Here is a 25,762-nt window from a genome sequence, read left to right as displayed (position 1 = left end):
CCTACTCCAGCCCCGGTTCGTCCAGCAGGTGACGGCCCTGCCGGTCCTCAACCTCGATCACCCAGAGGTCAGGGTCAAACTCGCCCTGCCGCCGGACCGAGGCATCCACATCAGTCTCTGGCCCTTCGGCCAGCAGAACCCATTTGCGGTCGCCGCTCATCAGATCGTAGGAGCGATGAAAGGCCTGCGCCTGCCCATCAAGCGTGTTCAGCTTGACCAGAACCGCGCCGGCAGTGTCGTCGCCATGCGCGGTCACAAAGGCCGGAATATCAGAAAACCGAAGCCGAGCCAGATAGGCATCGACCCAAAAGCGCGCGGTCAGACGGCTCATGCGTTTCCGTCTTTGAAATCAAGTCCCATCTCCGAATAGCGTTCGGATTCTTCAAGCCAGTTCGGGCGGACCTTGACCTGCAGGAACAGATGCACCTTGCGGTCCAGGAACTCTTCCAACTCGGCGCGGGCAGCCTGGCTGACGGCCTTGATGGTTTCGCCGCGCTTGCCCAGAACGATGCCCTTGTGACCATCGCGGACCACATAAATGATCTGGTCGATCTTGGCCGAGCCATCCTTGCGCTCCTCCCAGTTCTCGGTCTCGACGGTCAACTGGTAGGGCAGTTCCTGGTGCAGGCGGAGCGTCAGCTTCTCGCGGGTCATTTCTGCCGCGATCATGCGCATGGGCAGATCAGCGATCTGATCCTCAGGGTAAAGCCACGGCCCCTCGGGGACCTGCTCTGCCAACCAGTGACGTAGATCCTCGACCCCGTGGCCGCGTTCGGCGGAAATCAGGAAGGTTTCGGAGAATTCATAGGCGTCGTTCAGCTTCTTGGTCAGCGCGAGGAGGTCCTCGGCCTGCACCTTGTCGATCTTGTTGATCGCCAGCGCCACTGTGCGGCCCTTGCCGATGTCGGCCAGCCCTTCAAGGATGCGCTCCACGCCTTCGGTAACGCCGCGATGGGCCTCGATCAGCAGCACCACGACATCCGCATCCGCAGCGCCGCCCCAGGCGGCCGCTACCATGGCGCGGTCCAGTCGGCGGCGCGGTTTGAACAGGCCGGGCGTGTCGACAAACACAAGCTGGCTGTCGCCCTCCATCGCCACGCCCCGGATCCGGGCGCGGGTGGTCTGTACCTTGTGGGTCACGATCGAGACCTTGGCCCCCACCATGCGGTTCAAAAGGGTGGATTTGCCTGCGTTCGGCTCTCCGATCAGGGCAATGAACCCGGCGCGTGTGGTCATGTGTCTTGCTCCAATCGTGTCAAAAGCGCCTTGGCAGCGGCCTGTTCAGCCTGCCGTTTCGACCCGGCGCTGGCCTGTTCCTCAGTCCCGTCATCCAGTCGGACCGCGATGGTAAAGATCGGCTGGTGATCCGGGCCGTCGCGGGCAACCTGCACATAGGCCGGCGGGTTCTGGCGGCGCGCCTGCACATATTCCTGCAAAGCGGTCTTCGGGTCGCGGGCGTCGTCCTCGACCTTGCCGATACGCGATCCCCACAGCCGCAGGATCATCTCCTGCGCTGCTTCGAACCCGGCGTCCTTGTAGACGGCGGCGATCACCGCCTCCATCGCATCGCCCAGCAGGGCCTCCTTGCGGCGCCCGCCGGACATCATTTCAGACCGGCCCAGTTTCAAGACGGACCCAAGGTCGATCTCGCGGGCGACATCGGCGCAGGCTTCCTTGCGCACCAGCGCGTTAAAGCGCGGCGCCAGCTGGCCTTCGGTCGCGGTCTTGTCATGTTCCAACAGCGCGGTGGACATCACGAGACCCAGCACCCGGTCGCCCAGGAATTCCAGCCGCTGGTTGTCCTTGCGGTTCGGCGAAGACACCGAAGCATGGGTCAGCGCGCGCAGCAAAAGTTCGGGCCGGGCAAAGCTGTGCCCGATCCGATCCTCAAATGCCCGCATGTCTTTAGACAGTTTCACTCGATCCCCTTGAAGAAACGATCACCACGCCAGGTCCAGAAATACAGCATCGAGCGCCCGGCAGAAGAGAACATGATGCGATCCGCGCGCCCGATCAGGTTTTCAAACGGTACGAAGCCGACACCACCGGCAGATTGCGGCAGGCGGCTGTCGCTGGAATTGTCGCGGTTGTCGCCCATGAAGAAATAATGGCCTTCGGGCACCTGATAAACGCCCGTGTGATCCATGCCCTGATTGGCGATATTCAGGATTACATGCTCCACCCCACCCGGCAAGGTTTCGATCTGCCGTGATTTGGCACAGGTCGCGCCCTCACCCACCGGTGCGTTCTCGCAGCGCGGGTAAGAGCCGATCGGCCCCTGACGCTCCATCAGCTCCTCGAAATCGCCTGCGTCCTGCAGCGCGACAGCAGTGCCATTGATCTGCAGAACGCCATTGGTCACCTGAATACGGTCGCCAGGCAGGCCGATCAGTCGCTTGATGAAATCAGTGCCTGTCACCGGATGCCGGAAGACGACAACATCACCGCGCTCGGGCTCACTACCCAGAATGCGGGTGTTTTCCCCGTCCAGAAAGCCGCAGATGTCGCTGGCATCGACGTCGATCCCGATACTGCCCAGACGCACGCTAGGGCAGGAAGCATAGGAGTAACCGTACGCCATCTTGTTCACGAACAGGAAATCACCAATCAGCAGCGTTTCCTTCATCGAACCCGAAGGGATCCAGAACGGCTGAAAGAACAACGTCCGGAACACGCCGGCAATCAGCAGCGCGTAGACAATGGTCTTTATCGTCTCAAGGATCGAGTGTCCGGCATGGGATTTGGCCGTCATCAGGCTCTCCGGTGTTGTAGGTTGGGTCGGGGGCTACATGCGGCCCGGCTGGGTCTAAGTCAAGCATCCCCGCCGGATTCCCCCGCTGCGTCAGCAAAGGGTCGCGCTTCGATCATCACGATGGCCTGCGCCCAGGGGTGATCATCGGTCAGGGTGACGTGGATGTGTGCCTCATGACCCGGCGGGGTCATCTTGGCGAGTCTGTCCGCAGCCCAGCCCGTCACATGCATGACGGGTTGACCGGTGCGCAGGTTGCTGACGGACATGTCTTTCCAGGCGATGCCCATGCGCAGCCCGGTTCCCAGCGCCTTGGAACACGCCTCCTTGGCCGCCCAGCGTTTTGCATAGGTGCCCGCCACATCACGGCGACGCTCGGACTTGCGCTGTTCGACCTCGGTAAAGACCCGGTTGCGGAACCGGTCGCCAAAACGGTCCAGCGTGCGCTGGATGCGGTCAATGTTGGCCAGATCTGTCCCGATGCCAAGGATCATGAAGCACCCATGGCGGTCAGTCCCGCTCTTCTTTCTTGCGGATCGCGGTCAGTTGGGATTTCGCACCCATGCCGGTAAAGAACCGCACCAGCACAAGCCCCAGCGCCGCCTGCAGCAGCGCTCCCCCAAACAGGACACTGGCCCCAACCGGATCGCTCATCATCTGACGCAGCGGCGGCATGATGAGGCTGAGAAGCACCACGAAAATCAGGCTCAGACCAAGGATCATCAGCGCCGCAGCCTTTGCAAACCGCCACAGAACGGCGCTTTCCGGCACCGCATGTTCTGCCCTCGCGTATCGTTGCCCTTCGACCATCGCCGCAACGATGGCAGGAATAATGCTCATCCCGCCATTGGCAATGTTATGACCCAAAAGGACCTGCACGGCATAGACAACCGCGATCACCCCTAGAGCCGTAGCCACATAGACCAGCGTAAAGCGTTTGAGGTTCATGCCTCCGCCCCGCTGCGCGCGGCATCCATCCGGCGGCGCATTTCCGCGATGGCTGCAGGCAGCCCCACGAACAGGGCTTCGCCGATCAGGAAATGACCGATGTTCAGCTCCATGACCTGCGGAAGGGCGGCGATGGGACCAACGCTGTCGTAGGTCAGACCGTGCCCGACATGGACCTCCAGCCCCAGATCATGCGCATAGGCGGCCATTTCGGTGATCTTGGCCAGTTCGGCGTCACGCTCGTCCCAGCGACCTTCGGCCCAGGCATCCGCATAGGCACCTGCGTGCAGTTCGATCACCGGCGCGCCGATGCGGTGGCTGGCTTCGACCTGGGCCTTGTCGGCGGCGATGAACATCGACACCCGGCTGCCCGCCTCGCGCAGGGGGGTGATGTATTCTGCCAGCGCATTGTCATTCCCGGCCACGTCCAGCCCGCCCTCGGTGGTGCGCTCTTCGCGCTTCTCCGGCACCAGGCAGATCGCATGGGGCTTGTGACGCAGGGCGATGGCCTGCATTTCTTCAGTGGCAGCCATTTCAAAATTCAGCGGCGCCTGCAGCACCTGCATCATGCCTTCGATGTCGCTGTCGATGATATGGCGGCGATCTTCGCGCAGGTGTGCAGTGATCCCGTCGGCGCCCGCGTTCTGCGCCAGCAGAGCGGCGCGCACCGGATCCGGGTTGTCGCCGCCGCGGGCGTTGCGCACGGTGGCCACGTGGTCAATGTTGACGCCCAGCCTCAACCTGTTCTGTGCCTTGTTCTCTGCCATGGTCCTCGGTCCTGAAAGGAATGTCCTGCGCCAGAGACTAGACAGGCAAACTCTGGGGGCAACCCCGATTTTCCATCCTGTTTAGGGAAACCACTGCGGTCTAATCCGCGCGGCGTTTCACACGCGCACCCAGCGATGACTTGAGGCTGGTTTTCAACCCCTTCTTCGCCGGAGGTTCTGTGCTTTCCGCACCTTCCAGCGCGGCGCGGCGTTTGATCTCTTCAAACTTGGCCTTGATCTTGGCCCGGCGACGCTGCTGGTAGGCCCGGATCAGCGGCAGGCTGACCATATAGCAAACCGTGGCGCAGATGATGCCCGGAATGATGCCGCCGATCATATAGGGGTAGAACACCTCGTTGTAGAACACCTGCAACCCGTGCCAATCCGCCGGGCGGTCACTGTAAAGCGCAAAGAGGTTGTTCTTCAGATCGTCACCGGCAGCGAAAAATTTGCCCACCAGAGACTTGTCCACTTCCTCGTCAAAATGGGTGCCCAGCAGCCAGTGGCCGGTCTGCAGCGAGGCCACCCCGATCGGCACATAGGTCAGAGGGTTGCCGAAGAAGGTCGAGCTGAGCGCCGCAAGGATATTGCCATTCATCACCCGCGCGATGATCGCCGCCACAACGAAATGCATCCCGTAGAACGGTGTGAAGGTGGTAAAAACCCCAGCCCAGATGCCGCGGGCAATGCGTTCAGGCGAATCGGGAAGCCTGCGGACGCGGTGCTTGACGTAGTGAAACGCCCGGGTCCAACCGCCCCGAGGCCAGAAAAAATCCGCAACCGCACGAAGGGGCGGACGTCTGTCCCGGCGCCTGAATACCAACGGTCTGCGTCCTTCCCGGTTCCAGCCGAACCATTATCCCGGAATTGTGTGCTTTACCGGTTTTTCCCTGAACCGCACCACTTCGGCGACATGACTTTCCGCCTCCAACGTCAACATGAGGGAATGGAGCTGTTCCACATCCCGTAGCTCGACATTGATCATAAGCCGGTAAAAGTCTGGTTTCCGATCAACAAATTCCAGGTCCGAAATATTGGCCTTCTTCTCACCAATCAATGTACAAATCCGCCCCAGAACGCCTGCATCGTTGCCGACGATCATCTCAAGCGTGGTGTTATAGACGGCCGGGTGGGTGCCGCTATGCCAATGCACATCGACCCAGCGCTCTGGCTGTTCTTCGAATTCACCCAGCCGGTCACAATCGGCCGCATGCACGACCACGCCCTGCCCCCGGTAGGTGATGCCGATGATCCGTTCACCCGGCAGGGGCTGGCAACAGGGCGCGCGTTCAAAGCTCTGTCCCGGCTCCAGGCCGATCACCGCGCGGCGCGGCGAGATTTCCTCGCTCTCGTGGGCGGTCAGCTCAGGATAGACCGCCTGAACCACATCATGGGCCACAATCTCTGCCGCGCCCAGACGGGCAAGCAGTTCATCGACAGTACCGACGCGCAGCGCCCGGGCCGCTGTTTCCAGCGCCTTGTCTGTTGCCTTGCGGTTCACATGCTCAAAGGCCGAGCGCGCCAATTCATGCCCAAGCTTGACGAAGCGCGCCCGGTCCGCTTCGCGCAGCGAGCGGCGGATGGCGGTGCGGGCCTTGCCGGTGGTGGCAATTTCCAGCCAGCTGACCTGCGGCGTCTGTCCTTCGGCGGTGATCACCTCGACCGACTGGCCATTGCGCAGCCGCGACCACAGCGGCACCCGGATGCCATCCACCTTGGCGCCGACACAAGCATGGCCGATACGGGTGTGGATCGCATAGGCGAAATCGATCGGCGTCGCGCCCTTGGGCAGCTTGATCACGTCACCCTTGGGGGTGAAGCAGAAGACCTGGTCGGAATACATTTCCAGCTTGACCGCTTCGAGGAATTCATCGTGATCCTCCTCGGCGTCGAACTGTTCGGTGAGCGAGGAGATCCATTTCGCCGGATCCACCGCAAATGGGTTTTCCGAGCGCACGCCATCGCGATAGGACCAATGCGCGGCAACGCCGGTTTCGGCCACATCGTGCATCTGGCGGGTGCGGATCTGCACCTCGACACGCTTGCCGTCACGGCCAGAAACCGTGGTGTGGATCGAACGATACCCGTTGGATTTAGGCTGACTGATGTAATCCTTGAACCGGCCCGGAACCGCCCGCCAGCGCTGGTGGATGGCGCCCAGCGCGCGATAGCTGTCTTCCTCGGACTGGGTGATCACGCGGAAACCGTAGATATCGGAGAGGCGCGAGAACCCCTGATCCTTGGCCTGCATCTTGCGCCAGATCGAATAAGGCTTCTTGGCGCGGCCAAAGACTTCGGCTTCGATCCCGGCCTTTTCCAACTCGGCGCGCATATCGCCGGTGATCCGGTGGATCACATCGCCGGTTTCCCGCTGCAATGTCACGAAACGGCGGATGATCGACTGGCGGCCCTCGGGGTTCAGCACCCGGAACGCCAGATCCTCCAGCTCTTCGCGCATCCACTGCATGCCCATGCGTCCGGCCAGAGGCGCGTAGATATCCATGGTTTCGCGGGCTTTCTGCGCCTGTTTTTCCGGGCGCATCGCCTTGATCGTGCGCATATTGTGCAACCGGTCAGCCAGCTTCACCAGGATCACCCGCAGATCCTTGGACATCGCCATGAACAGCTTGCGGAAGTTTTCCGCCTGCTTAGTTTCCCGGCTCGACAGTTGCAGGTTGGTCAGCTTGGTGACCCCATCAACCAGCATGGCCACCTCATCGCCAAATCGGCGGGCAACCTCGTCATAAGACGCTTTGGTATCTTCGATGGTGTCGTGCAGCAGCGCGGTGATGATGGTCGCATCATCAAGGCGCTGCTCGGTCAGGATCGCTGCGACGGCCACCGGATGGGTGAAATAAGGTTCACCCGAGTGGCGGAACTGGCCTTTGTGCATCTCTTCGCCAAAGGCATAGGCTTCGGCGATGCGATCCGCGTTTGTCTTGGGGTTATAGTTGCGGACCAGAGCAATCAGATCTCCGGCGGAAATTTCAGCAGAAGTCATATCCGGTCCGCAGCCTCAGGTAGCAATCTCTGCGCCGCTCAGCCCTGGCTCTGGGCCTCCATCAGCGCACGCAGCAGTTTTTCCTCGGACATATCGTCCTCGGAGGGTTTGTCGTTGTCGGCCCCCATCAGAAGCGCCATCGAATCCTCTTCGGGCTCGTCGACTTCGATCTGGGTCTGGTTGCTTTCGATCAGACGCTCACGCAGCTCGTCGGCGCTCTGGGTCTCTTCTGCGATCTCGCGCAGCGACACGACGGGGTTCTTGTCGTTGTCACGCTCCACGGTGATCGGGGCGCCTGCGGAAATCTCGCGGGCACGATGGGCCGCAAGCATTACCAGCTCAAACCGGTTGGGGACTTTGTCTACGCAATCTTCAACCGTCACGCGGGCCATGGGCGACTCTCCAAAATATTAGTGGGTCCGGAAGGGAGACTTCTACGCCCATATGTTTTTATTGACAAGCGAAGAAAACCCCGAAACGGGTCAATATATCGGGATAACGCTGTCGATATCTGCTTTTGGCAGGGCATCCCGCATCTGGGCGGCTGTTTTTTGCAGCACAGGATGACACCAATCCGGCGCGATGTCGCACAGCGGCACCAGAACAAAGGCGCGGTCCTGCACCCGCGGATGCGGTAGAATCAGTTGGTCCGGCGTTGCCTTCATCTGCACTTCTAGCGGCAGATCGCGCCAGCGGACATATTCATCCTGATCCGGCAGGACACTGTCTCCTAACGAGATCAGATCGAGATCAAGCGTCCGCATACCCCAGCGCTCTCCGCGCTCGCGGGCATAATGCGCCTCGATCTCGTGCAGCCGGGTCAGCAGTGCCTGCGCAGAAAGGCTTGTTTCGATCTCTACGACAGCATTGGCATAGTCAGGCCCGGCCCCCGCAGGAAAACTGGGCGTCCTGAAAAACCGGGAAACCGCGCGCAAGGAAATTCCCGCACCGGGCAATTCCCCGACGGCCGCCGCAAGGGTGTCTTGCGGCAACAAATCGCGCAGGTTCAGGTTTCCTCCCAGCGCGATCAGTGATTTTGACCGGTTTTCGGTCATTTTGGCCTCGCTTCCGAAAATCCTTCCACTTGCGGCAGATGTCAAATAACTTACATTAAGTCCACCTGTTTCGCCGCTTTTTAGCATTCACTCACGGTACACTGGCGGAATAGTTATATCGGAAGGACAATTTTGATGTTTTACAAAGACGAACGGCTTGCGCTGTTCATCGATGGATCGAATCTATACGCAGCCGCCAAGGCATTGGGTTTTGACATCGATTACAAGCTTTTGCGGCAAGAATTCATGCGTCGCGGCAAGCTTCTGCGGGCCTTTTATTATACGGCACTGCTGGAAAATGACGAGTATTCTCCGATCCGTCCTCTGGTCGACTGGCTGCATTACAATGGCTTCACCATGGTTACAAAGCCAGCCAAGGAATACACTGACAGCATGGGCCGCCGGAAGGTCAAAGGAAACATGGATATCGAACTGACCGTCGATGCCATGGAGCTGGCGCCACGTGTGGACCATATCGTGCTGTTCTCAGGAGATGGCGACTTCCGCCCGCTGATCGCCAGCCTGCAGCGGCAGGGCGTCCGGGTATCGGTGGTGTCGACCATCCGCAGCCAGCCGCCGATGATCTCGGACGAACTGCGCCGTCAGGCCGACAATTTCATCGAGCTGGAAGAGCTCAAGGATGTGATTGGCCGCCCGCCGCGCGAATACCCGAACGAGCAGCGGACCCCCGCAGCGGCCCAGTCCTGACCTCTCACAGCTGAATATTGGGGCTGCACAGGCCTTCAGATATCAAAACAAAAGAAAGGCGCCCAACCACTCGGGGCGCCTTTCTTTGTATTCCGGTCCCTTGTCGGACAGAAACTGCAGGAAACACCGGCCGTTCTCGGCTCCCCCGCCCCCTTCTACCTTCGGGCTTTTATCCTCCGGCAGAACGGGCAGCAGGCGGTGGCCGCCCCAGCCCCTGCGGCAGCGCCGAGCCCGATGGCATATGAACGTTCAAAACCTTTTCAAGCGCGGCAATGGTCACCGGCTTTGACAAGTAGTCATCCATGCCCGCCGCAAGGCATTTATCCGCCTCCCCTTCCAGCGCATTGGCCGTGACGGCAATCACCGGCGTATGACCGCGCCCGTCCCGGGCCTCGGCCGCGCGCAGGGCGGCCGTCAGTTCAAACCCGTCCATCGTCGGCATCTGGCAATCCGTCAGCACAAGGTCAAACTGACCGGTCTCCCAGGCCTCAAGGCATTCCTTGCCGTCCCGGACAATCGTTGCGGAATACCCCAGCAGTTCCAATTGGGATTCAAAAACGGCCTGATTTATCTCGTTGTCCTCAGCCACCAGGATGCGCCCGCCTACATGTCCCGACGCTTCAGAGACGGGGGCGCCCCGCGTCTGGTCCTGCGGCGCCGCCCTACCGGACAGGTAAGCCAGACCGTCCCAGAAATGTTTGGGGATCACCGGCAGGTCCTGAACCGAATACCGTCCCGGGGCGCGAATGCCCGTGACATCGGTCCGGTCGCGGCTCAGGGACAGCAGCTTGACGCCTGGCGCTTCTTCTTCGATCCGGCTGCGCAGCCATTCACTCGTACGATCCTGCTCGGTCGGTGCCGTCAGCACAAAGATCTTGTCGGGTCCCGCCTTGCGCGCGATCGCCATGTACTCATCCCGGTTTGCGACCCATTTGATATCGCAATCCGCCGCCAGCGCATAAGAAGACCAACAGGCCCGGTCGGTGCCCTTGGGCAGCATGGCAACGACTTGTTTCCCCGACAGCCGCAGGCATTTGAGCGGGCCGGAGGCATCCGCCACCGGCAGCCGCAGAGTAAAAGTCGCCCCGTCTCCCAGAGTACTATCGACCGAGATTTCGCCGCCCATCTTCTCTGCAAGCTGTTTGACGATGGTCAGCCCCAGACCATTGCCCTGGATCATACGCTTGACCACATCCCCGGAGCGTTCAAAGGGCTGAAAGATCGCCTTCTGAACCTCTGCATCCATGCCGATACCATTATCTTCGACGACGAACTCGATCCAGTCGTCCCCCTGCAACTGCACCCGCAAGCTGACCTGGCCGACGGGTTCATCCGACTGCGGTGCCGAAAACTTGATCGCATTTCCGAGCAGATTCAGCAGCACCTGACGCAGACGACCGGCGTCTCCCAGGATAGAATCCGGCAGGTTCGCCTGCACCGACAGGGACAATTCGACCCGTTTCTGATCTGCATGGGCCCGCAGGGTTTCGGCGACGCTTTCGACAACGGGCAGCAAACGCATCGGCGCATTCGACAGCTCCATCTTGCCCGCTTCGATTTTCGACACGTCCAGAATATCGTCGATGATCCACAGCAAGGAAGACGACGATTCCTTGATCGCATGCAGGATACGCCGCTGTTCCGGGGAAAGCTCGGTGCTCTCCAGAATTTCGACCATGCCGATGACCCCGTTCATCGGGGTACGGATTTCATGGCTCATCGCGGCCAAAAATTCGCTTTTGGCACGATTGGCCTTGCGCTCTTTCTGATGCGATTTCCACAGTTCCTGACCATAGGAATCCGTCAGCTGCCCAAAGGCCATCATCTCGATCATGATAATGCCGAAGACGGTCAGCATGATCGGTATCGACAGGTAGGTCCGAGAAAATTCCTCGTCAAAGATCGGAGAGCCAAAGTAATCATAACCCAGCAGCCGGTACCCGATCCAGGCACACAGAACCGCCACGATCAGCCCGATGATATAGGGCTTTTCCCGCTTCAGAGAGAAGGCCATGAACGGCCCGCCGAGAAGCGCCACGAACATGAACTCGACGCTGCTGGCCGGGTGCAGGTTGAAAACCCCGCCCAGAACCGTGCACAGGCCGGCGACAAACCAGATTAGCCGCGCCGCCATTTTGTGCCGCGTGCGCATCAGATACCAGGCAGCCGCTGAACCGGCGCCGGCGATCAGAGCGATTTCGACGACCGTCAGCTCTCCCATGTAGATGCCAAAACCCATCCACAGAACACTCATCACCACAACGAGATTGGCCGTGGTCCGTACCGTACGGAACCGGCGTTCCATACTGTCCTCGACCGCGCGCCATTCAGCGGTGCTGCTGATTTTCTTTGTACTCGCTACGTCCGCCACTCCGGCCCCCAAGACCAAACGCTCGCCCTGTGAAGAGGGTTTCGCGAAAACCGGTGTTTTCAGTCCCGCACTCTAACCGCAGGCAAAGCACTGAAATCACCTTATCCAAAACAGCAGCCTGCCTGCATCAGGTTAACATTCCGTCATTTCTGCGACAATCTACAGTCGTTTTCAGCAGGATGCCCTAGGGTGGCCTGCAACAGGCAGCTGCCTCTGGACCTTGCGGCCGGAAAACCCTACCTCTGCCGTGCAAGGAGATGCGCGACCATGACTTCAGACCTGTCCTCCGGCCAGCAGGCCCAGACCAATCAGCCCGCGAAACCGGCCCTGACCCTTTACCTGGCCGCCCCGCGTGGTTTTTGCGCGGGCGTGGACCGGGCGATCAAGATCGTGGAGATGGCGCTGGAGAAATGGGGCGCACCGGTCTACGTGCGCCATGAGATCGTGCACAACAAATACGTGGTTGATGGGCTGCGCGCCAAAGGCGCCGTCTTTGTCGAGGAACTGGACGAATGCCCGCTCGACCGCCCCGTGATCTTCTCCGCGCATGGGGTTCCGAAATCCGTCCCCGCAGAAGCGGAAAAACGTCAGATGGTCTATGTGGACGCCACCTGTCCGCTGGTGTCCAAAGTGCATATCGAGGCCCAGCGCCACGCCGAGGCGGGCCTGCAGATGATCATGATCGGCCACAAGGGCCACCCAGAGACAATCGGCACCATGGGCCAAGTGCCCGAAGGCGAGGTTCTTCTGGTCGAAACCCCCGGTGACGTCGCCTCGGTCGAGGTCCGCGATCCGGACCGGCTCGCCTATGTGACGCAAACCACCTTGTCGGTGGACGACACCAAGGACATCGTTGCAGCGCTTGAGGCGCGGTTTCCCAATATCGTCGGCCCCCACAAGGAAGACATCTGCTATGCCACGACCAACCGCCAGGAAGCAGTAAAGGCCGTGGCGCCAAAATCCGACGCACTGCTGGTGGTCGGCGCGCCCAATTCCTCCAATTCGCGGCGCCTGGTCGAAGTCGGCGCCAAGGCGGGCTGCGCTTATTCCCAGCTTGTGCAGCGGGCCGAGAATATCGACTGGCGCGCCCTCGAAGGGATCCGCAGCATCGCCATCACCGCAGGCGCCTCTGCGCCGGAACTGCTGGTGAACGAGGTCATCGATGCCTTCCGTGCCCGTTTCGATGTCACCGTCGACATCGTGGAAACCGCGGTCGAGCGGGTCGAGTTCAAAGTTCCCCGCGTGCTGCGCGCACCGGCCTGAAGCGGACCAGAACCGGGTCGGCCTTTATAGCAGACGGATCCCAAACACGCGCGACAGATCTGCCGCGTGCCGGGACTCCCCTGAACGGGCGCAGCGTGTTAGCAGTTGATCAACACCACTGCGCCGCAAGGAGGCCCGAGAGATGATTTCAATGCAGTTCCTGATCACCGCCCTTGTGGTTGTCATCGCGCCCGGCACCGGGGTTGTCTACACGCTGGCACTTGGGCTTGGCCAGGGAACGCGGGCTGCCCTCTGGGCGGCGCTTGGCTGTACCTTCGGCATCCTTCCCCATCTGGCAGCTGCAACGTTGGGCCTTGCTGCCGTGTTGCACAGTTCCGCCCTGCTGTTTCAGGTCGTCAAACTGGCAGGGGTTGCCTATCTGCTGTATCTGGCCTGGCAGGCGCTGAAATCCGGTGGTGCCCTCTCGATCACGTCGGACAGCCGCCCGCAATCAGGCCTGCGCATCGCCCGGCGCGGCGCGCTGATCAATATCCTGAACCCGAAACTGTCGGTCTTCTTCCTCGCTCTGCTGCCGCCCTTCCTGTCGGGCATCCCGGAGAGCGCCACCGCCGAGATGACCCTTCTCGGCGCCGTATTCATGGTGCTGACCTTTGTGGTTTTTGTTCTTTATGGCGTCTTTGCCGCCAAGGCCCGCGACTTCGTTCTTGGCTCTGAACGGGTGCTGACTTGGCTGAACCGTGGCTTTGCCGCGATTTTTGCCGCTCTTGCCGTGCGGCTGGCGGCAGAACGGGCATGAACCGTATCCCGCTTGTCCCGCTGGCCCTGGGGCTGGCTGGTCTGATCCCCTTTGTCTGGGGCGCAGCCACGCTGTTACTGCCCGACCTGCAGGCCTGGGGCAGCAGCCATTTGGGCCCAAGGTTCGTCGGTCCCTATGTACAGCTGTTCTATGGCTCAGTGATCCTGAGCTTCATGTCCGGCGTCCTTTGGGGGTTTGCCACAAAAACGAGCGGTGCCAAGGCTGCCGCGGGATATGCCCTGTCGGTGATCCCTGCCCTCTGGGCGTTCTTCATGACCGGCGGCGGGCCGCTGAGTGCCGGAACCAACCTGATCTACGGTTTCGCAGGGCTGCTGCTGCTGGACTGCGTCTTTTCCATCTGGAACCTGACCCCGCCCTGGTGGCTGCGTCTGCGGGTGCTGCTGACGCTGGTGGTCATCCTCTCCCTCTCTGCCGGAGTATACCTGTGAGCGATACCGAAACCATCAAGGTCTATGATGCCCGCGCGAAAGACTACGCCGCGCTGAACCAGGACTACCTCAGCAGCGATCCCAGGCTAGCCGCCTTTATCGCGGCCTGCACTGCGAATGGCCGGGTACTGGATCTGGGCTGCGGGCCGGGCACCTCGGCCGGGGTGATGGCAGAGGCAGGCCTGCGGGTGGACGCCACGGATGCCTCCTCCGAAATGACTGCCCTTGCCGCGCAGATTGACGGCGTGAACGCCTGGCAAGCGCGCTTTGACGAGATCACCGGAGACGGGATCTACGGCGGGATCTGGGCCAACTTCAGCCTGCTGCACGCCCCGCGCAGCGACATGCCCCGGCATCTGCAGGACATCCACCGGGCATTGAAACCCAATGGCGCCTTTTACATTGCGCTCAAGCTCGGTAAAGGCGAGGCCCGCGACACCATTGGCCGCCTTTACACCTACTACGAGGAAGACGAATTGATCGATCTGCTGACCACCGCCGGTTTCACCCCTCTGGACCGCAGCCACGGCAAAGGCCCCGGACTGGACGGCTCGGTTTCACACTGGATTTCGGTGGCCACCCATGGCTGATCTGTTTGCCTATACCGATGGCGCCTGCTCGGGCAATCCCGGTCCCGGCGGCTGGGGTGTGCTGCTGCGTGCGATGGACGGCGACGAGATCGTCAAGGAACGCGAGTTGAAGGGCGGCGAGCCAGAGACCACAAATAACCGGATGGAGCTTCTGGCGGCGATCAACGCGCTGGAGAGCCTCAGCCGTCCGACGAAAATTACCATCGTTACTGACAGTAACTACGTGAAGAACGGTATCACCGGCTGGATCTTCGGCTGGAAGAAAAACGGCTGGAAGAACGCTGCAAAGAAACCCGTGAAAAACGCCGAGCTGTGGCAGCGTCTGGATGCGGCGCAGCACCAGCACGACGTGACATGGGAATGGGTCAAGGGCCACGCCGGGCATCCCGAAAACGAACGCGCAGATGAGCTGGCCCGCGCCGGCATGGCACCTTTCAAACCCGGCAAACGCAAATCGGCCTGAGACGGATCTCTCCCCGGCCCGGCCAACTCCGCAGCACCGCCCAAGGGTTATTGCGACCATGAGTTTTCTGACCCTGCTTGATTACGCTTCGGTGCTGGTCTTTGCCCTGACCGGCGCGTTGGTGGCTAGCCGGGCACAGCTCGACGTCGTCGGCTTTGCCTTTGTGGCCTGCCTGACTGCGGTAGGTGGCGGTACGGTGCGCGATCTGTTGCTGGACCGGCATCCGGTGTTCTGGGTGGATGATCCCAATTTCATCCTGCTGGCAGCGGGGGCCGCCGGTATCGTCTTTGTCACCGCTCATCTGGTGGAAAGCCGGATGAAATGGGTGATCTGGCTCGACAGTTTTGCCCTTGCGGTGGCGGTCCCGGCGGGCACCGGCGCCGCGCTTGCCATGGGAAAACCGCCGGTGATCGTGGTTCTTATGGGGATGGCGACAGGATCCCTTGGCGGGCTAATGCGCGATGTGGTCTGCAACGAGGTGCCGCTGGTCCTGAAACAAGGCGAATTATATATCTCCTGCGCCATGGCCGGGGCGATCACTGCCGTCACCGCCATCTGGGCGGGGCTGGACACCGGGCCTGCCCTGCTGGCCTGCGGCGCAGTCTGCTGGGGACTTCGCGCGGGGTCCATCGCCTTTGGCTGGCACCTGCCAGTCTACAAGAGCCGACCACCGCGCAGCTGAGGCTCCTACTTTTGCAGGTATTTCTGCCAGAGCCAGATCAGCAGCAGCGCCCCCAGCACCGCCCCGACCAGACCGGATAGCATCCCCATCACCGCCAGCAGCGTGCGCAGCACCAACCCGCCAACCAGGGCGCCCGCGATGCCGATCGCCACGGTGGTGATGATATCCGCCTCGATCCGCATCATCCGCGTCGCCAGAAACCCGGCTGCGGCCCCGATGATGATAAGCGCGACAATGGACATCTGATTTCCTCCAATGGCTTGGCACGAGGATCAGCGCCCCGTTAGAGAAGAGGATGGCATTCACGCCCGGCAAAGGAAAGACGCAGCAGACCCGTTAAAGCCTGACACCCCTCGCCACCGGAAAGCCACGCAGAAAGATCTCGCGATCCTGCGCACCCTTGCCCGCCCGCTGCAGGCGCAACAGCTCGACCGCGCCGCTGCCGCAGGCAACGGTCAGGGCATCGTCCAGCACCTCACCCGCTTCGCCGCTGCCATCAGCAAGGCGCGAGGCAAGCAGTTTTACCCGCTGTCCGTCAATCTCACACCAGGCGCCCGGGAAGGGCGACAGTCCGCGGATCTTGCGATCAACATCTTCCGCCGGGCGCGACCAGTCGATCTGCGCCTCGCTCTTGTCGATCTTGCTGGCGTAGGTGACACCGTCTTCGGGCTGCACCTCAGGCACAAGCTCGGTCAGCTTCTCCAACGCCTCGACGATCAAGCCAGCGCCCATCGCGGACAGCCGATCGTGCAATTGCGCAGTGGTTTCTTCGGCCTCTATGGCGGTGGCGCGGCGCAGCAGTAACGGGCCGGTATCCAGTCCGGCCTCCATCTGCATAATGCAGATGCCGGTCTCCGCATCCCCAGCCATGATGGCACGGTGGATCGGCGCCGCCCCGCGCCAGCGCGGCAGAAGACTGGCGTGGATATTGAGACAGCCATGTTTCGGCGCATCCAGCACCGCCTGCGGCAGGATCAGCCCATAGGCCACCACCACGGCGACATCAGCGCCCAGCGCAGCAAACTCTGCCTGTTCCTCGGCCCCTTTGAGTGAGACTGGATGGCGCACCTCAAGGCCCAGCGCCTCGGCCCGGGCATGGACCGGTGTCGGGCGATCCTTCTTGCCACGCCCCGCCGGGCGCGGCGGCTGGCAATAGACGGCGGCTATCTCGTGTCCGGCCTCGACCAGCGCATCCAGCACCGGCACGGAAAACTCGGGAGTTCCCATAAAGATGACGCGCATGGGCCTGATCCCCCTTTAGCCGGTCAGTTTCTTGGATTTGCGGATCAGCATGTCGCGCTTCACCTTGCTGAGACGGTCGATATAGAGCTTGCCATCGAGGTGGTCGATCTGGTGCTGAACGGATGTGGCCTCGATCCCGACGAAATCCCGCTCGGTGATCTCGCCGGTCTCATCCATATAGCGCACGGTGACGGCGCGGGGGCGTTTCACCTTGGCCGACACGCCGGGGAGGTTGGGCGAGGCTTCATCGTGTTCGCGCAGCTGGGTGGAGGCATGCAGAATCTCGGGGTTGGCCATCCGCACTGCCTTGCCGCGCTCGGTCGAGCCATCCACCACCGCAAGGCGCAGCATCACGCCGATCTGATTGGCACCAAGGCCGACACCCGGCATCGCCTCCATCGTGTCGATCATGTCCTGCCAGATCTGCCGGATCTCGTCGGTGATCTCGGTGACCTCTTCGGCGCGAGTACGCAGGCGTTTGTCGGGCCAGGGCAGGCAGGGGCGGACAGTCATTCGGAAGTCCCTTTCAGGGCGGTGTATTCAGCCTCGACCGCAGAGCGGGCTTCGGGATCGAGATGGTCAAAGGTCACGGTGCCATTGAGATGATCGAATTCATGCTGGATGCAGCGCGCCTCGAACCCGTCGAAATCGGCCATGTGAATGTCCCCTTCCGCAGCGGTCCATTGCACGGTGACCGCCACGGGGCGTTCGACCGGAACCATGACACCGGGGATCGACAGGCAGCCTTCTTCCATCGTCACCGGCACGCGTTCAACCGCCATGATCGACGGGTTGATCATCACCATTTGGGAGCGTTTGCCCTCTTTCCAGGTGCAATCCATCACGAAGAGGCGTTTCAGCACCCCCACCTGCGGCGCAGCCAGACCCCGGCCATTGGCGGCGTACATTGTGTCGAACATGTCGGCGATGAGATCGTCGAGCTGCTCCTGCTCCACCGGGGCGCAGCGCTGGCTGAGCCGCGGATCAGGCCATTTCAGGATCGGTAAAACGGCCATGGGCAAGCCCCCTCTTTCAACGTTCCAGGCAGAGCCTTACTGCTCCCGGGCGCGTTCGCGTTTCAGCTTTTGCATCTTGCGGGTGATCATCTGCCGCTTCAGCGGTTTCAGATAATCGATGAACAGTTTCCCGTTCAGATGATCGATCTCGTGCTGCACGCAGGTCGCCCAGAGTCCGTCAAAGGTTTCCCGTTGCGCATTGCCGTCCCGATCCATCCATTCCACTTCGACCACTTTGGGGCGGGTGACTTCGGCGTATTGCTCGGGGATCGACAGGCAGCCTTCCTCGTAGACGTTGGTTTCGTCCGAAGATGCAATCACAGCGGGGTTGAACATCACCAGCGGGCGCGCATCGCCCTCGCCTTCCTTAGCGCAATCCAGTGCGATCACCCGTTGCAGGATGCCAACCTGCGGCGCCGCCAGACCGATGCCCGGCGCCGCATACATGGTTTCCAGCATGTCATCAGCCAGGGTGCGCAGATCGTCCGAAATATCGGCAACCGGTACGCAAACCTTTTTCAGGCGGGGGTCGGGATGGATCAGGATAGGACGTTTCATGCGCTTGATTTAGGCGATTGCACCCCGCCCTGCAACGCCCCCCTTGCGCGCGGCGTCATTGTGCGTAGCTTCTCTGCCAAACAACCGGAGTTTAAACCATGGATTTTGACACCCTGATCGACCGTCGCGGCACCCATTGCGCCAAATGGGACATGATGGAGAGCCTTTATGGCGTCTCGCCCGATGAGGGGCTTGCGATGTGGGTGGCCGATATGGATTTCCCGGTGCCCCCTGCGGTCACCGACAAGATGCGCGAAATGGCAGATCATGGCGTCTATGGCTATGTAAACTGTGACGAACCCTACAAGAACGCGATCCAATGGTGGATGCAGAACCGCCACGGCTGGCAGGTCGAAGCCGATGCGATCTTCACCACGACCGGCCTCGTGAACGGCGTCGGCATGTGCCTTGATACCTTCACCCAGCCGGGCGATGGCATCGTCCTGTTCACCCCGGTTTACCACGCCTTTGCCAAAGTGATCCGCAATGCGGGCCGCGAAGTGGTCGAATGCCTGATGACCAACAATAACGGGCATTACGAGATGGATTTCGACGCCTATGACGCGCAGATGACCGGCAAAGAGAAGATGGTGATCCTCTGCTCGCCGCACAATCCCGGCGGCCGCGTCTGGAGCCAGGAAGAGCTGCAGGCTGTTGCGGATTTCGCCAAACGCCACGACCTGATCCTGTTGTCGGACGAGATCCACCACGATCTGGTCTACCCCGGCCACACCCACATCCCGATGCAGAGCGCCGTGCCCGAGGTGACCGAACGGCTCTTGATGCTGACCGCACCGTCGAAGACATTCAACTTTGCCGGGCTGCACACCGGTCAGGTGATCATCCCCGACCCGCATCTGCGCGAACAGTTCCAGCGCCGCATGCTGGCCCTGGCGCTGGCGCCGAATTCGGCCGGGCAATACGCCACCGCTGCCGCCTATTCCCCCGAGGGCGCCGCATGGGCAGACCAGCTGATCGCCTATCTGGATGGCAACCGGAAGATCTTTGACGCAGCGATCGAAAAGATCCCCGGCCTGTCGTCGATGCCGCTGGCGGCCACCTACCTGTCCTGGGTCGATTTCTCCGGCACCGGGATGAGCCGCGAGGAATTCACCAAACGGGTCGAACAGGGCGCAAAGATCGCCGCCAACCACGGCACCACCTTTGGCACCGGGGGCGAGAACTTCCTGCGGTTCAACCTCGGCACCCAGCGCTCCCGCATCGAGGAAGCCTGCCGCCGCCTGACCGAGGCTTTCTCGGATCTGCAGTAATTCCACAGAAGCGGGCGCAGCGATCACGCTGCGCCCGAAAATATCGGCCCGATCTTCGGGCTCGGAATTGGAATAGGTCAGAGCGGGCTCGGTTCAGGCCTCGCCATGCACCCCGTCATAAGCGATCAGAGCCACCGGCGCGTCCGGCGCGCGGTAGAAATCCAGCGGCGCGGTGTCGGCGGCAGCAGTGGAACGCTTGAACTCGTACCGCATTTCGCCGCCTTCCGCCTCAGAGGCGACGATCAGGCACTGCGAGATGTGGCGGGCACCATCATAGAGATCGACGAGGCCCCGCAGTTGCGGCGCGGTTGCCTCTTCCACCGAAAAACCGGTCTTCCACATGCGCAGAACCGGAAACTGCGACTCTCCGACCTGCACGCGCAGGCGGCTTTTCTTTTTCAGCCCCTGAACGCGGGCGGCGTCCAGCGCCTCTTGAACGGCTTTCGGAACATAGGTGGTCATGGCATCTGCCTTTCCGGTGGATCATCTGATCGGCTCTGCTGAGCGTCTCTAGGGTGACTCATAATTGCCTAAAATCAAGTGAACTTTTTTCAATACTGCGGCGCCCGTGGCTGCTGCTTCCTGCAGGTTGTGCAGATCCGCAGGGAGGCTGCGCGCCTGTCGGCATGGGCGACCCCCTCCGAAGTGCCTAGTTTGCGGGCATGGAACGGAAGGAGCGAAAACAATGGGTCTTTTGATCGACGGTACCTGGCACGACAAATGGTATGATACCAAATCCACGGGCGGCGCCTTTGAACGCTCCGTATCGCAGTTTCGCAACTGGATTACGGCGGATGGCAGCGCCGGACCATCGGGCGATTCGGGATTCGCCGCCGAAAGCGGGCGGTATCACCTCTATGTCTCTCTCGCCTGCCCCTGGGCCCACCGGACGCTGATCTTTCGCCAGCTGAAAGAGCTGACCGACCATATCTCAGTCTCAGTGGTGCATCCCGACATGCTGGACCGGGGCTGGACCTTTGAGAAAGACAAGCATGGTGCCACCGGCGACACCCTGTTCGGTCACGATTACGCCTACGAGATCTACACCCGCGCCGATCCGAGCTATTCCGGGCGCGTCACGGTGCCGATCCTCTGGGACAAGCAGCGCGAAACCATCGTGTCGAACGAAAGCTCGGAAATCATCCGCATGTTCAACTCGGCCTTTGATGATCTGACCGGCAACCGGGACGATTACTGGCCCGAAGAACTGCGTGAGCCGATCGAAGCGGTGAACGCGCGCGTCTATGGCACGGTGAACAATGGCGTCTATCGCTGCGGCTTTGCCACCAGCCAGGCTGCCTATGACGAGGCAGTCACCCCGCTCTTCGATACGCTGGATTGGCTGGAGGACCTCCTGTCCGAGCATCGTTACCTGCTGGGCAACCGTGTGACCGAGGCCGACTGGCGCCTGTTCACCACCCTCCTGCGGTTCGATCCGGTCTATCACCTGCATTTCAAATGCAACCGCAAGCGCATCATCGATTACCCGAACCTCTGGGCCTATACGCGTGAGCTCTACCAGTGGCCCGGCGTGCAGCAGACCATCGGCATGGACCACATCATGCGCCACTATCACTACAGCCACGACACCATTAACCCGAACCGGATTCTGCCCATCAACCCGGTAATCGACTGGCTGGAGCCGCACGAGCGGAGCTAAGGTATTCCTTACTTTTGGGGCTTTCGGGCCTGCATTGCAGCTTCTGATTGCGACATTCGGTTGCCTTATTACCCGGGCTGTTTCATACGGCCCGGGTCCGGCACCGGGATATCCCGTGGCCTTTTCACGAGTCAGGGCCTGCAATGGTAGCAAGCAATACAGCAAGCAAGAATACGCAGCGCGATCATGGCGGCAACCTCGCCGCCGCGATGGAAAAATACGGCGGGGCACGTGAGGAGTGGATCGACCTCTCCACCGGCATCAACCCAGAACCCTACCCGCTGCCAGACTTCACGGCGGCAGACTGGTCGGCGCTGCCCGACAGCGCCGCCACCGAGGATCTGCATCAAGCGGCCCGCCGGTTCTGGAACGTTCCGGATGGAGCCGAGATCCTTTCTGCCCCCGGTGCCTCCTCGCTGATCGCCCTGGCCCCTGCACTGGCCGATCCGCGCTGGGTGCGGATTGAGACACCGACCTACAATGAACACGCGGCCGCCTTTCGCGCCCACGGCTGGAGCGTCACGGGCCAAGGCCCCGCCGAAGCCTGCGTCGCGGTACACCCCAACAATCCTACCGGCCGCCAGTGGCAAGCCGAAGAGCTGGCTGCGCCCTTCCGTATCATCGATGAAAGCTTTTGCGACATCTGCCCTGATCAGAGCCTGATCCATCTGGCGGCAGAACCCGGCACGCTGGTGTTGAAAAGCTTTGGCAAGTTCTGGGGGCTGGCCGGTCTGCGCCTTGGCTTTGCCATTGGCGATCCTGAGCTGATTTCCCGCCTCTCTGAACTGCAAGGCCCCTGGTCAGTGTCCGGTCCGGCGCTGAAAACTGGCATCCAGGCGCTTTCGGATACAGATTGGGCGGCGCAGACCCGCACAAGGCTGGCGGAGGACGCTGCTCGGATGGACGACATGATCCTGCCCAAAGGCGCGGAACTGGCAGGCGGCACCGATCTGTTCCGTCTCTATCACGTCGATGATGCCGCCGCCTGGCAGCAGCGACTGGCGCGCGCCCATATCTGGAGCCGCATTTTCCCCTATTCAGACACCTACCTGCGCCTTGGCCTGCCTCCGGCAGCAGGCTGGGACCGGCTGGAGGCCGCCCTTTGATCACCGCAACCCTTCTGATCCCCGCCCTGATCCTAGATGCCATTCTGGGGGAACCCCGTTGGCTGTGGAACAGATTACCGCATCCGGCGGTGCTGATGGGGCAATTGGTTGGTGCCCTTGATGCAGGGCTCAACTCCGGCGCCGGGCGCCGGACCAAGGGCGTGGTCGCCGTTCTGGTCCTAGTCATCACCGGACTGCTGATCGGTTGGCTGCTGTCACTCTTTGGCGCCTTGATGGAGATCCTCGTGGCCGCAATCCTGATCGCCCAGCGCTCGCTCTGCGATCATCTGCAGGCGGTGGTTCAGGGCCTGCAAAAGGACGGTCTGCACGGCGGTCGCGCGGCAGTTGCCATGATCGTCAGCCGCGACACCACCGAAATGACCGGCCCACAGGTCGCCCGCGCTGCCATCGAAAGCGGCGCCGAAAACATGTCGGACGGTGTGATCGCCCCCGCCTTCTGGTTTCTGATCGCCGGGCTGCCCGGATTGCTGGCCTATAAGATGATCAACACCGCCGACAGCATGATCGGCTACCGCAACGCGCGCTATCGCGACTTTGGCTGGGCGGCGGCGCGGCTCGATGATCTGGTGAACTGGATCCCGGCGCGGGTGACGTCGCTTTTGATGGCGCTGGCCGGAGGAACCTTGCGGGACTGGTCCGCGATTGCCGAGGACGCCCGCAAGCATCGCTCCCCGAATGCCGGCTGGCCCGAGGCCGCCATGGCGCGGGCGCTGGATGCGGCCCTATCCGGACCGCGTTCCTATGACGGCGAGATGCAAGAATTTCCCTGGGTGCACGAAGATGGTGCCAAAGGCATCGGCGCCGAAGCAATCCGGCGCTGCACCGAGATGCTTTGGAAAACCTGGGGGCTTGCCCTGCTGCTGACGGTTGCTATTGCGGTGATCTTCTAGCACACACTTGGGGCAATCACGGTCTAGAAAGGACGCCCAAGACATGCGCAAACTGATCCTGGCCCTGGCAGCCGCGATGCTGCCCACCGGCACCTTCGCCCAATGTGGCGGCAGCTTCTCTGACTTCGTACAGGGCCTGAAACAGGAAGCGGTGACCGCGGGCTACGATGCTGCCACCGTGAATGCGTTCTTCAAAGGCACCAAACAGGACCCCAAGGTGCTGCGCGCAGACCGGGCGCAGGGTGTGTTTCAGAAACCCTTCATCGAGTTTTCGCGGCGACTGATTTCCCAGAACCGGATCGACCGGGGCCGGGCCATGTCGAAAAAGCATGACAGCACCTTCCGCCGCATCGAAAACACCTACGGCATCAACCGCGGTGTACTTCTGGCCTTCTGGGCATTTGAAACCGACTTTGGCGCCTTTCAGGGCGATTTCAACACCCGCAATGCGCTGGTTACCCTTTCGCATGACTGCCGCCGTCCCGAATTATTCCGCCCGCAGATTTTTGCCGCGCTTGAGCTGTTCCGGCACGGCGATTTTGACCCGGCCCGCACCACTGGCGCCTGGGCCGGAGAGATCGGCATGGTACAGATGCTGCCCCGCGACATTCTGGACAATGGCGTTGATGCCGATGGCGACGGGCATGTCACCCTGAAAACCTCGGCGCCGGATGCACTGATGTCGGGAGCCAAGATGCTATCGCATCTGGGCTGGCAGCCGGGTCAGCCCTGGATTCAGGAGGTAACCCTGCCCAAGGGTCTGGACCTGTCGCTCACCGGACCTGCGCAAAAGCTGTCGGTGGCGGACTGGCAGCGGATGGGCATCGTGCCCCGCGAAGGGCGCCTGCCCGATCCAGCCATGCGCGCCTCGCTGATCGTCCCGCAGGGCCATAAGGGACCTGCCTTTCTCGCCTATCCCAATTTCGATGTTTATTTCGAATGGAACCAAAGCTTCACCTACGTGATGACGGCCGCCTATTTCGCGACCCGGCTGGAAGGCGCGGCGATCTATGACGCCGGAAGCCCCGATCAGGGCCTCAGCGGCGCCGGGATGAAACAGTTGCAACAGAAACTGCAGGCGCGCGGTCACGACGTCGGCGACATCGACGGTATTCTGGGCGCCAAGACCCGGATCGCGGTACAAAAAGAGCAGGAGCGCCTTGGCCTGCCCGCTGACGCCTGGCCCACTCCGGCCCTGCTAAACCGGCTCTAACGCACGGGAAACCGGTCGCCAGCCTGGTTGATCAGCACCACCCGGCCATGGCTGTGCACATAGAGATCGCAGCGCGAGAACCCGTCGACATAATCGATGCAGACGCTGCCATCTTGTGCGATCCGGTAGCTGCCCCAGCTGGTGGCCCCGCCATTGGCGGCCGAGTTGGTATAGGAATAGGCACCATCCTTGCCGAACCGCGCCTCACCGTCATCAAAGAACACGAAGGCCTGCCCAGGCAGCGCCGCGAGCTCAGACGGAGCAAAGGGTTGGTCGGCGGGTTTCAGATTCCAGTCTTCCGCATCAGCCGGGTCTGCGCCAAGACAGATCATGGCGGCGGCAAGAGAGCAGGCAATAAGGGAAGCACGTGTCATGCCCCCGGTATATCGCAAAAGCCGCCGGGCGCAGGTCACGATCCGGTGACGCCGAAAATACCTGTCCCGCGTGCGTGCCTACCAGTCGATGAAGGTTTCGAAGTCTTTCATGGCCCGTGCCCAGAGTGACACCTGCTGGGCAAAGTCATCAGCACTGACACCGTCCCGGCCCAGATAGATATCCATCTCGATGCGGGCCGACCCTTCATCCGAGATATAGGCACGTGCAAACCGGTTCTCCGTGTTCCATTCATTGATCTTTGCCAATCGTACCGATCCTTCGGTCTGATAGCCGGAAAAGAACTGGACCGCGTTGCAGTCGGTGTTGTTGTCACAGCCGTAGTAATAGACTGAGAAATCACTGCCGTAATAAGTCACGCGCAGCTTGGGATCACCAACATTATCCGTTGTCGCTTCGACCTCTGCCCCTTCATTTTCGAAGAACCTGTAAAGGCTATCGCCATCCGTCGCAAAAACGGGTTCGGCCTGTGCTGCAATGGGCAGAGTCAGCGCAGCGGCCGTGAGGATGGCGAGGCATCGTGAAGGGTACATACTAGGTCTCCTGAAAACACTTGTACCGATCCTAAGCAGGACGTCTCGGCCACACA

Annotated in this window: 32 protein-coding genes; 12 read left to right on the top strand and 20 right to left on the bottom strand. The window is 61.3% G+C overall.

The genetic code is table 11. The annotated features are described in order from the left end of the window. Nucleotide 1 precedes the first annotated feature (1 nt). The 11 genes from SM763_RS07990 to folK all read right to left on the bottom strand — a co-directional run bounded on the left by SM763_RS07990 (nucleotide 2) and on the right by folK (nucleotide 8,520). Entirely contained in the window at nucleotides 2-331 is a 330-nt protein-coding gene (locus tag SM763_RS07990) for a DUF1491 family protein (RefSeq protein ID WP_065271519.1), read from the bottom strand. Then, nucleotides 328-1,236, bottom strand: coding sequence for a GTPase Era (gene era / locus SM763_RS07985; RefSeq protein WP_065271520.1), 909 nt, complete (start codon nucleotides 1,234-1,236; stop codon nucleotides 328-330). Before era ends, SM763_RS07990 begins: the two co-directional genes overlap by 4 nt. Further along, nucleotides 1,233-1,919, bottom strand: coding sequence for a ribonuclease III (gene rnc / locus SM763_RS07980; RefSeq protein ID WP_368998181.1), 687 nt, complete (start codon nucleotides 1,917-1,919; stop codon nucleotides 1,233-1,235). Before rnc ends, era begins: the two co-directional genes overlap by 4 nt. Next, on the bottom strand, nucleotides 1,916-2,752 hold the full coding sequence (gene lepB, locus SM763_RS07975; RefSeq protein WP_065271522.1) for a signal peptidase I: 837 nt from the start codon (nucleotides 2,750-2,752) through the stop codon (nucleotides 1,916-1,918). Before lepB ends, rnc begins: the two co-directional genes overlap by 4 nt. 59 nt (nucleotides 2,753-2,811) lie before the next feature. Beyond that, the gene (gene acpS / locus SM763_RS07970; protein ID WP_065271523.1) at nucleotides 2,812-3,243 is read right to left on the bottom strand and encodes a holo-ACP synthase; all 432 of its coding nucleotides are present in this window, start codon (nucleotides 3,241-3,243) and stop codon (nucleotides 2,812-2,814) included. Nucleotides 3,244-3,259: 16 nt separating this feature from the next. Next, a complete protein-coding gene (locus SM763_RS07965; protein ID WP_368998180.1) occupies nucleotides 3,260-3,697 on the bottom strand; it encodes an ABZJ_00895 family protein in 438 nt (145 codons plus the stop codon). Further along, nucleotides 3,694-4,464 carry a pyridoxine 5'-phosphate synthase gene (locus SM763_RS07960; protein WP_065271525.1) on the bottom strand — a complete coding sequence of 257 codons (771 nt, stop codon included), beginning with the start codon at nucleotides 4,462-4,464 and terminating at the stop codon, nucleotides 3,694-3,696. The genes SM763_RS07965 and SM763_RS07960 overlap by 4 nt, the downstream gene beginning before the upstream one ends. Nucleotides 4,465-4,564: 100 nt before the next feature. After that, complete coding sequence (locus tag SM763_RS07955) at nucleotides 4,565-5,287, bottom strand: DUF2062 domain-containing protein (RefSeq protein ID WP_065271526.1); 723 nt, start codon at nucleotides 5,285-5,287, stop codon at nucleotides 4,565-4,567. Between the two features lie 33 nt (nucleotides 5,288-5,320). After that, nucleotides 5,321-7,465: a RelA/SpoT family protein gene (locus SM763_RS07950; protein WP_065271527.1), complete on the bottom strand. Its 2,145-nt coding sequence runs from the start codon at nucleotides 7,463-7,465 to the stop codon at nucleotides 5,321-5,323. Nucleotides 7,466-7,503: 38 nt separating this feature from the next. Then, nucleotides 7,504-7,857: a DNA-directed RNA polymerase subunit omega gene (rpoZ, locus tag SM763_RS07945; RefSeq protein ID WP_065271528.1), complete on the bottom strand. Its 354-nt coding sequence runs from the start codon at nucleotides 7,855-7,857 to the stop codon at nucleotides 7,504-7,506. 90 nt (nucleotides 7,858-7,947) lie between these two features. Beyond that, complete coding sequence (gene folK, locus SM763_RS07940; RefSeq protein ID WP_368998179.1) at nucleotides 7,948-8,520, bottom strand: 2-amino-4-hydroxy-6-hydroxymethyldihydropteridine diphosphokinase; 573 nt, start codon at nucleotides 8,518-8,520, stop codon at nucleotides 7,948-7,950. 135 nt (nucleotides 8,521-8,655) lie between these two features. On the opposite strand from folK, the gene SM763_RS07935 reads away from it, so the two are divergent. Beyond that, entirely contained in the window at nucleotides 8,656-9,228 is a 573-nt protein-coding gene (locus SM763_RS07935) for a LabA-like NYN domain-containing protein (RefSeq protein ID WP_274830289.1), read from the top strand. A gap of 169 nt (nucleotides 9,229-9,397) precedes the next feature. On the opposite strand, the gene SM763_RS07930 is transcribed toward SM763_RS07935, so the two are convergent. Further along, complete coding sequence (locus SM763_RS07930; RefSeq protein ID WP_065271531.1) at nucleotides 9,398-11,599, bottom strand: ATP-binding protein; 2,202 nt, start codon at nucleotides 11,597-11,599, stop codon at nucleotides 9,398-9,400. A gap of 267 nt (nucleotides 11,600-11,866) precedes the next feature. On the opposite strand from SM763_RS07930, the gene ispH reads away from it, so the two are divergent. The 6 genes from ispH (at nucleotide 11,867) to SM763_RS07900 (ending at nucleotide 15,803) form a co-directional block, all read left to right on the top strand. Beyond that, a complete protein-coding gene (gene ispH / locus SM763_RS07925) occupies nucleotides 11,867-12,862 on the top strand; it encodes a 4-hydroxy-3-methylbut-2-enyl diphosphate reductase (protein ID WP_368998178.1) in 996 nt (331 codons plus the stop codon). Nucleotides 12,863-13,004: 142 nt separating this feature from the next. After that, nucleotides 13,005-13,619: a LysE family translocator gene (locus tag SM763_RS07920; protein WP_065271533.1), complete on the top strand. Its 615-nt coding sequence runs from the start codon at nucleotides 13,005-13,007 to the stop codon at nucleotides 13,617-13,619. Then, on the top strand, nucleotides 13,616-14,068 hold the full coding sequence (locus tag SM763_RS07915; RefSeq protein ID WP_274833355.1) for a DUF3429 domain-containing protein: 453 nt from the start codon (nucleotides 13,616-13,618) through the stop codon (nucleotides 14,066-14,068). Before SM763_RS07920 ends, SM763_RS07915 begins: the two co-directional genes overlap by 4 nt. After that, nucleotides 14,065-14,658 (top strand): class I SAM-dependent methyltransferase, encoded by a 594-nt coding sequence (locus SM763_RS07910; RefSeq protein ID WP_368998177.1) that lies wholly within the window; start codon nucleotides 14,065-14,067, stop codon nucleotides 14,656-14,658. Before SM763_RS07915 ends, SM763_RS07910 begins: the two co-directional genes overlap by 4 nt. Then, the gene (rnhA, locus tag SM763_RS07905; protein ID WP_065271536.1) at nucleotides 14,651-15,121 is read left to right on the top strand and encodes a ribonuclease HI; all 471 of its coding nucleotides are present in this window, start codon (nucleotides 14,651-14,653) and stop codon (nucleotides 15,119-15,121) included. Before SM763_RS07910 ends, rnhA begins: the two co-directional genes overlap by 8 nt. 58 nt (nucleotides 15,122-15,179) lie before the next feature. Further along, a complete protein-coding gene (locus SM763_RS07900; RefSeq protein ID WP_274833353.1) occupies nucleotides 15,180-15,803 on the top strand; it encodes a trimeric intracellular cation channel family protein in 624 nt (207 codons plus the stop codon). A gap of 5 nt (nucleotides 15,804-15,808) precedes the next feature. On the opposite strand, the gene SM763_RS07895 is transcribed toward SM763_RS07900, so the two are convergent. From SM763_RS07895 to def (SM763_RS07875), 5 genes are all read right to left on the bottom strand, one after another. Next, complete coding sequence (locus SM763_RS07895) at nucleotides 15,809-16,045, bottom strand: GlsB/YeaQ/YmgE family stress response membrane protein (RefSeq protein WP_274838266.1); 237 nt, start codon at nucleotides 16,043-16,045, stop codon at nucleotides 15,809-15,811. A 94-nt stretch (nucleotides 16,046-16,139) separates the two neighbouring features. Beyond that, a complete protein-coding gene (fmt, locus tag SM763_RS07890; protein WP_368998176.1) occupies nucleotides 16,140-17,045 on the bottom strand; it encodes a methionyl-tRNA formyltransferase in 906 nt (301 codons plus the stop codon). A 15-nt stretch (nucleotides 17,046-17,060) separates the two neighbouring features. After that, a complete protein-coding gene (def, locus tag SM763_RS07885; RefSeq protein ID WP_274835498.1) occupies nucleotides 17,061-17,558 on the bottom strand; it encodes a peptide deformylase in 498 nt (165 codons plus the stop codon). Then, entirely contained in the window at nucleotides 17,555-18,061 is a 507-nt protein-coding gene (gene def, locus SM763_RS07880; protein WP_368998175.1) for a peptide deformylase, read from the bottom strand. Before def (SM763_RS07880) ends, def (SM763_RS07885) begins: the two co-directional genes overlap by 4 nt. A gap of 36 nt (nucleotides 18,062-18,097) precedes the next feature. Beyond that, nucleotides 18,098-18,619, bottom strand: coding sequence for a peptide deformylase (def, locus tag SM763_RS07875; protein WP_274833349.1), 522 nt, complete (start codon nucleotides 18,617-18,619; stop codon nucleotides 18,098-18,100). 98 nt (nucleotides 18,620-18,717) lie between these two features. On the opposite strand from def (SM763_RS07875), the gene SM763_RS07870 reads away from it, so the two are divergent. Then, entirely contained in the window at nucleotides 18,718-19,890 is a 1,173-nt protein-coding gene (locus SM763_RS07870; RefSeq protein ID WP_368998173.1) for a MalY/PatB family protein, read from the top strand. Nucleotides 19,891-19,983: 93 nt separating this feature from the next. On the opposite strand, the gene SM763_RS07865 is transcribed toward SM763_RS07870, so the two are convergent. Further along, nucleotides 19,984-20,352: a hypothetical protein gene (locus SM763_RS07865; RefSeq protein ID WP_274830300.1), complete on the bottom strand. Its 369-nt coding sequence runs from the start codon at nucleotides 20,350-20,352 to the stop codon at nucleotides 19,984-19,986. Between the two features lie 223 nt (nucleotides 20,353-20,575). On the opposite strand from SM763_RS07865, the gene SM763_RS07860 reads away from it, so the two are divergent. From SM763_RS07860 to SM763_RS07845, 4 genes are all read left to right on the top strand, one after another. Beyond that, entirely contained in the window at nucleotides 20,576-21,550 is a 975-nt protein-coding gene (locus tag SM763_RS07860; protein ID WP_368998172.1) for a glutathione S-transferase family protein, read from the top strand. 143 nt (nucleotides 21,551-21,693) lie between these two features. Continuing rightward, complete coding sequence (gene cobD / locus SM763_RS07855; protein WP_368998171.1) at nucleotides 21,694-22,656, top strand: threonine-phosphate decarboxylase CobD; 963 nt, start codon at nucleotides 21,694-21,696, stop codon at nucleotides 22,654-22,656. Next, on the top strand, nucleotides 22,653-23,567 hold the full coding sequence (gene cbiB / locus SM763_RS07850) for an adenosylcobinamide-phosphate synthase CbiB (protein ID WP_368998169.1): 915 nt from the start codon (nucleotides 22,653-22,655) through the stop codon (nucleotides 23,565-23,567). Before cobD ends, cbiB begins: the two co-directional genes overlap by 4 nt. Before the next feature lie 43 nt (nucleotides 23,568-23,610). Continuing rightward, nucleotides 23,611-24,780, top strand: a complete 1,170-nt coding sequence (locus SM763_RS07845) for a lytic murein transglycosylase (RefSeq protein ID WP_368998168.1) — start codon at nucleotides 23,611-23,613, stop codon at nucleotides 24,778-24,780. Here SM763_RS07845 and SM763_RS07840 read toward each other — a convergent pair. Together SM763_RS07840 and SM763_RS07835 are read right to left on the bottom strand one after the other, a co-directional pair. After that, the gene (locus tag SM763_RS07840; protein WP_368998167.1) at nucleotides 24,777-25,154 is read right to left on the bottom strand and encodes a hypothetical protein; all 378 of its coding nucleotides are present in this window, start codon (nucleotides 25,152-25,154) and stop codon (nucleotides 24,777-24,779) included. The genes SM763_RS07845 and SM763_RS07840 overlap by 4 nt on opposite strands. Nucleotides 25,155-25,232: 78 nt before the next feature. Beyond that, nucleotides 25,233-25,706 (bottom strand): YbjN domain-containing protein, encoded by a 474-nt coding sequence (locus SM763_RS07835; RefSeq protein WP_065271550.1) that lies wholly within the window; start codon nucleotides 25,704-25,706, stop codon nucleotides 25,233-25,235. Nucleotides 25,707-25,762: the final 56 nt, after the last annotated feature.

This window comes from Pseudophaeobacter sp. C1-32P7 (genome assembly GCF_041008775.1).
Lineage (GTDB): Bacteria > Pseudomonadota > Alphaproteobacteria > Rhodobacterales > Rhodobacteraceae > Phycobacter > Phycobacter gallaeciensis_A.
Note: the sequence above shows the minus strand (reverse complement) of the source record. Positions and strands in the feature narration are given on the sequence as shown.

Excerpts from the sequence above, each read along its gene's own strand:
- SM763_RS07845 (WP_368998168.1), top strand. The coding sequence starts at position 23,611 with ATGCGCAAACTGATCCTGGCCCTGGCAGCCGCGATGCTGCCCACCGGC.
- rpoZ (WP_065271528.1), bottom strand. The coding sequence starts at position 7,857 with ATGGCCCGCGTGACGGTTGAAGATTGCGTAGACAAAGTCCCCAACCGG.
- folK (WP_368998179.1), bottom strand. The coding sequence starts at position 8,520 with ATGACCGAAAACCGGTCAAAATCACTGATCGCGCTGGGAGGAAACCTG.
- SM763_RS07965 (WP_368998180.1), bottom strand. The coding sequence starts at position 3,697 with ATGAACCTCAAACGCTTTACGCTGGTCTATGTGGCTACGGCTCTAGGG.
- SM763_RS07840 (WP_368998167.1), bottom strand. The coding sequence starts at position 25,154 with ATGACACGTGCTTCCCTTATTGCCTGCTCTCTTGCCGCCGCCATGATC.
- lepB (WP_065271522.1), bottom strand. The coding sequence starts at position 2,752 with ATGACGGCCAAATCCCATGCCGGACACTCGATCCTTGAGACGATAAAG.
- SM763_RS07860 (WP_368998172.1), top strand. The coding sequence starts at position 20,576 with ATGGGTCTTTTGATCGACGGTACCTGGCACGACAAATGGTATGATACC.
- def (WP_274833349.1), bottom strand. The coding sequence starts at position 18,619 with ATGAAACGTCCTATCCTGATCCATCCCGACCCCCGCCTGAAAAAGGTT.
- SM763_RS07960 (WP_065271525.1), bottom strand. The coding sequence starts at position 4,464 with ATGGCAGAGAACAAGGCACAGAACAGGTTGAGGCTGGGCGTCAACATT.
- rnhA (WP_065271536.1), top strand. The coding sequence starts at position 14,651 with ATGGCTGATCTGTTTGCCTATACCGATGGCGCCTGCTCGGGCAATCCC.
- cobD (WP_368998171.1), top strand. The coding sequence starts at position 21,694 with ATGGTAGCAAGCAATACAGCAAGCAAGAATACGCAGCGCGATCATGGC.
- SM763_RS07915 (WP_274833355.1), top strand. The coding sequence starts at position 13,616 with ATGAACCGTATCCCGCTTGTCCCGCTGGCCCTGGGGCTGGCTGGTCTG.
- SM763_RS07865 (WP_274830300.1), bottom strand. The coding sequence starts at position 20,352 with ATGACCACCTATGTTCCGAAAGCCGTTCAAGAGGCGCTGGACGCCGCC.
- SM763_RS07990 (WP_065271519.1), bottom strand. The coding sequence starts at position 331 with ATGAGCCGTCTGACCGCGCGCTTTTGGGTCGATGCCTATCTGGCTCGG.
- SM763_RS07895 (WP_274838266.1), bottom strand. The coding sequence starts at position 16,045 with ATGTCCATTGTCGCGCTTATCATCATCGGGGCCGCAGCCGGGTTTCTG.
- SM763_RS07835 (WP_065271550.1), bottom strand. The coding sequence starts at position 25,706 with ATGTACCCTTCACGATGCCTCGCCATCCTCACGGCCGCTGCGCTGACT.
- acpS (WP_065271523.1), bottom strand. The coding sequence starts at position 3,243 with ATGATCCTTGGCATCGGGACAGATCTGGCCAACATTGACCGCATCCAG.
- ispH (WP_368998178.1), top strand. The coding sequence starts at position 11,867 with ATGACTTCAGACCTGTCCTCCGGCCAGCAGGCCCAGACCAATCAGCCC.
- fmt (WP_368998176.1), bottom strand. The coding sequence starts at position 17,045 with ATGCGCGTCATCTTTATGGGAACTCCCGAGTTTTCCGTGCCGGTGCTG.
- SM763_RS07935 (WP_274830289.1), top strand. The coding sequence starts at position 8,656 with ATGTTTTACAAAGACGAACGGCTTGCGCTGTTCATCGATGGATCGAAT.
- def (WP_368998175.1), bottom strand. The coding sequence starts at position 18,061 with ATGGCCGTTTTACCGATCCTGAAATGGCCTGATCCGCGGCTCAGCCAG.
- SM763_RS07950 (WP_065271527.1), bottom strand. The coding sequence starts at position 7,465 with ATGACTTCTGCTGAAATTTCCGCCGGAGATCTGATTGCTCTGGTCCGC.
- era (WP_065271520.1), bottom strand. The coding sequence starts at position 1,236 with ATGACCACACGCGCCGGGTTCATTGCCCTGATCGGAGAGCCGAACGCA.
- SM763_RS07920 (WP_065271533.1), top strand. The coding sequence starts at position 13,005 with ATGATTTCAATGCAGTTCCTGATCACCGCCCTTGTGGTTGTCATCGCG.
- def (WP_274835498.1), bottom strand. The coding sequence starts at position 17,558 with ATGACTGTCCGCCCCTGCCTGCCCTGGCCCGACAAACGCCTGCGTACT.
- SM763_RS07870 (WP_368998173.1), top strand. The coding sequence starts at position 18,718 with ATGGATTTTGACACCCTGATCGACCGTCGCGGCACCCATTGCGCCAAA.
- SM763_RS07900 (WP_274833353.1), top strand. The coding sequence starts at position 15,180 with ATGAGTTTTCTGACCCTGCTTGATTACGCTTCGGTGCTGGTCTTTGCC.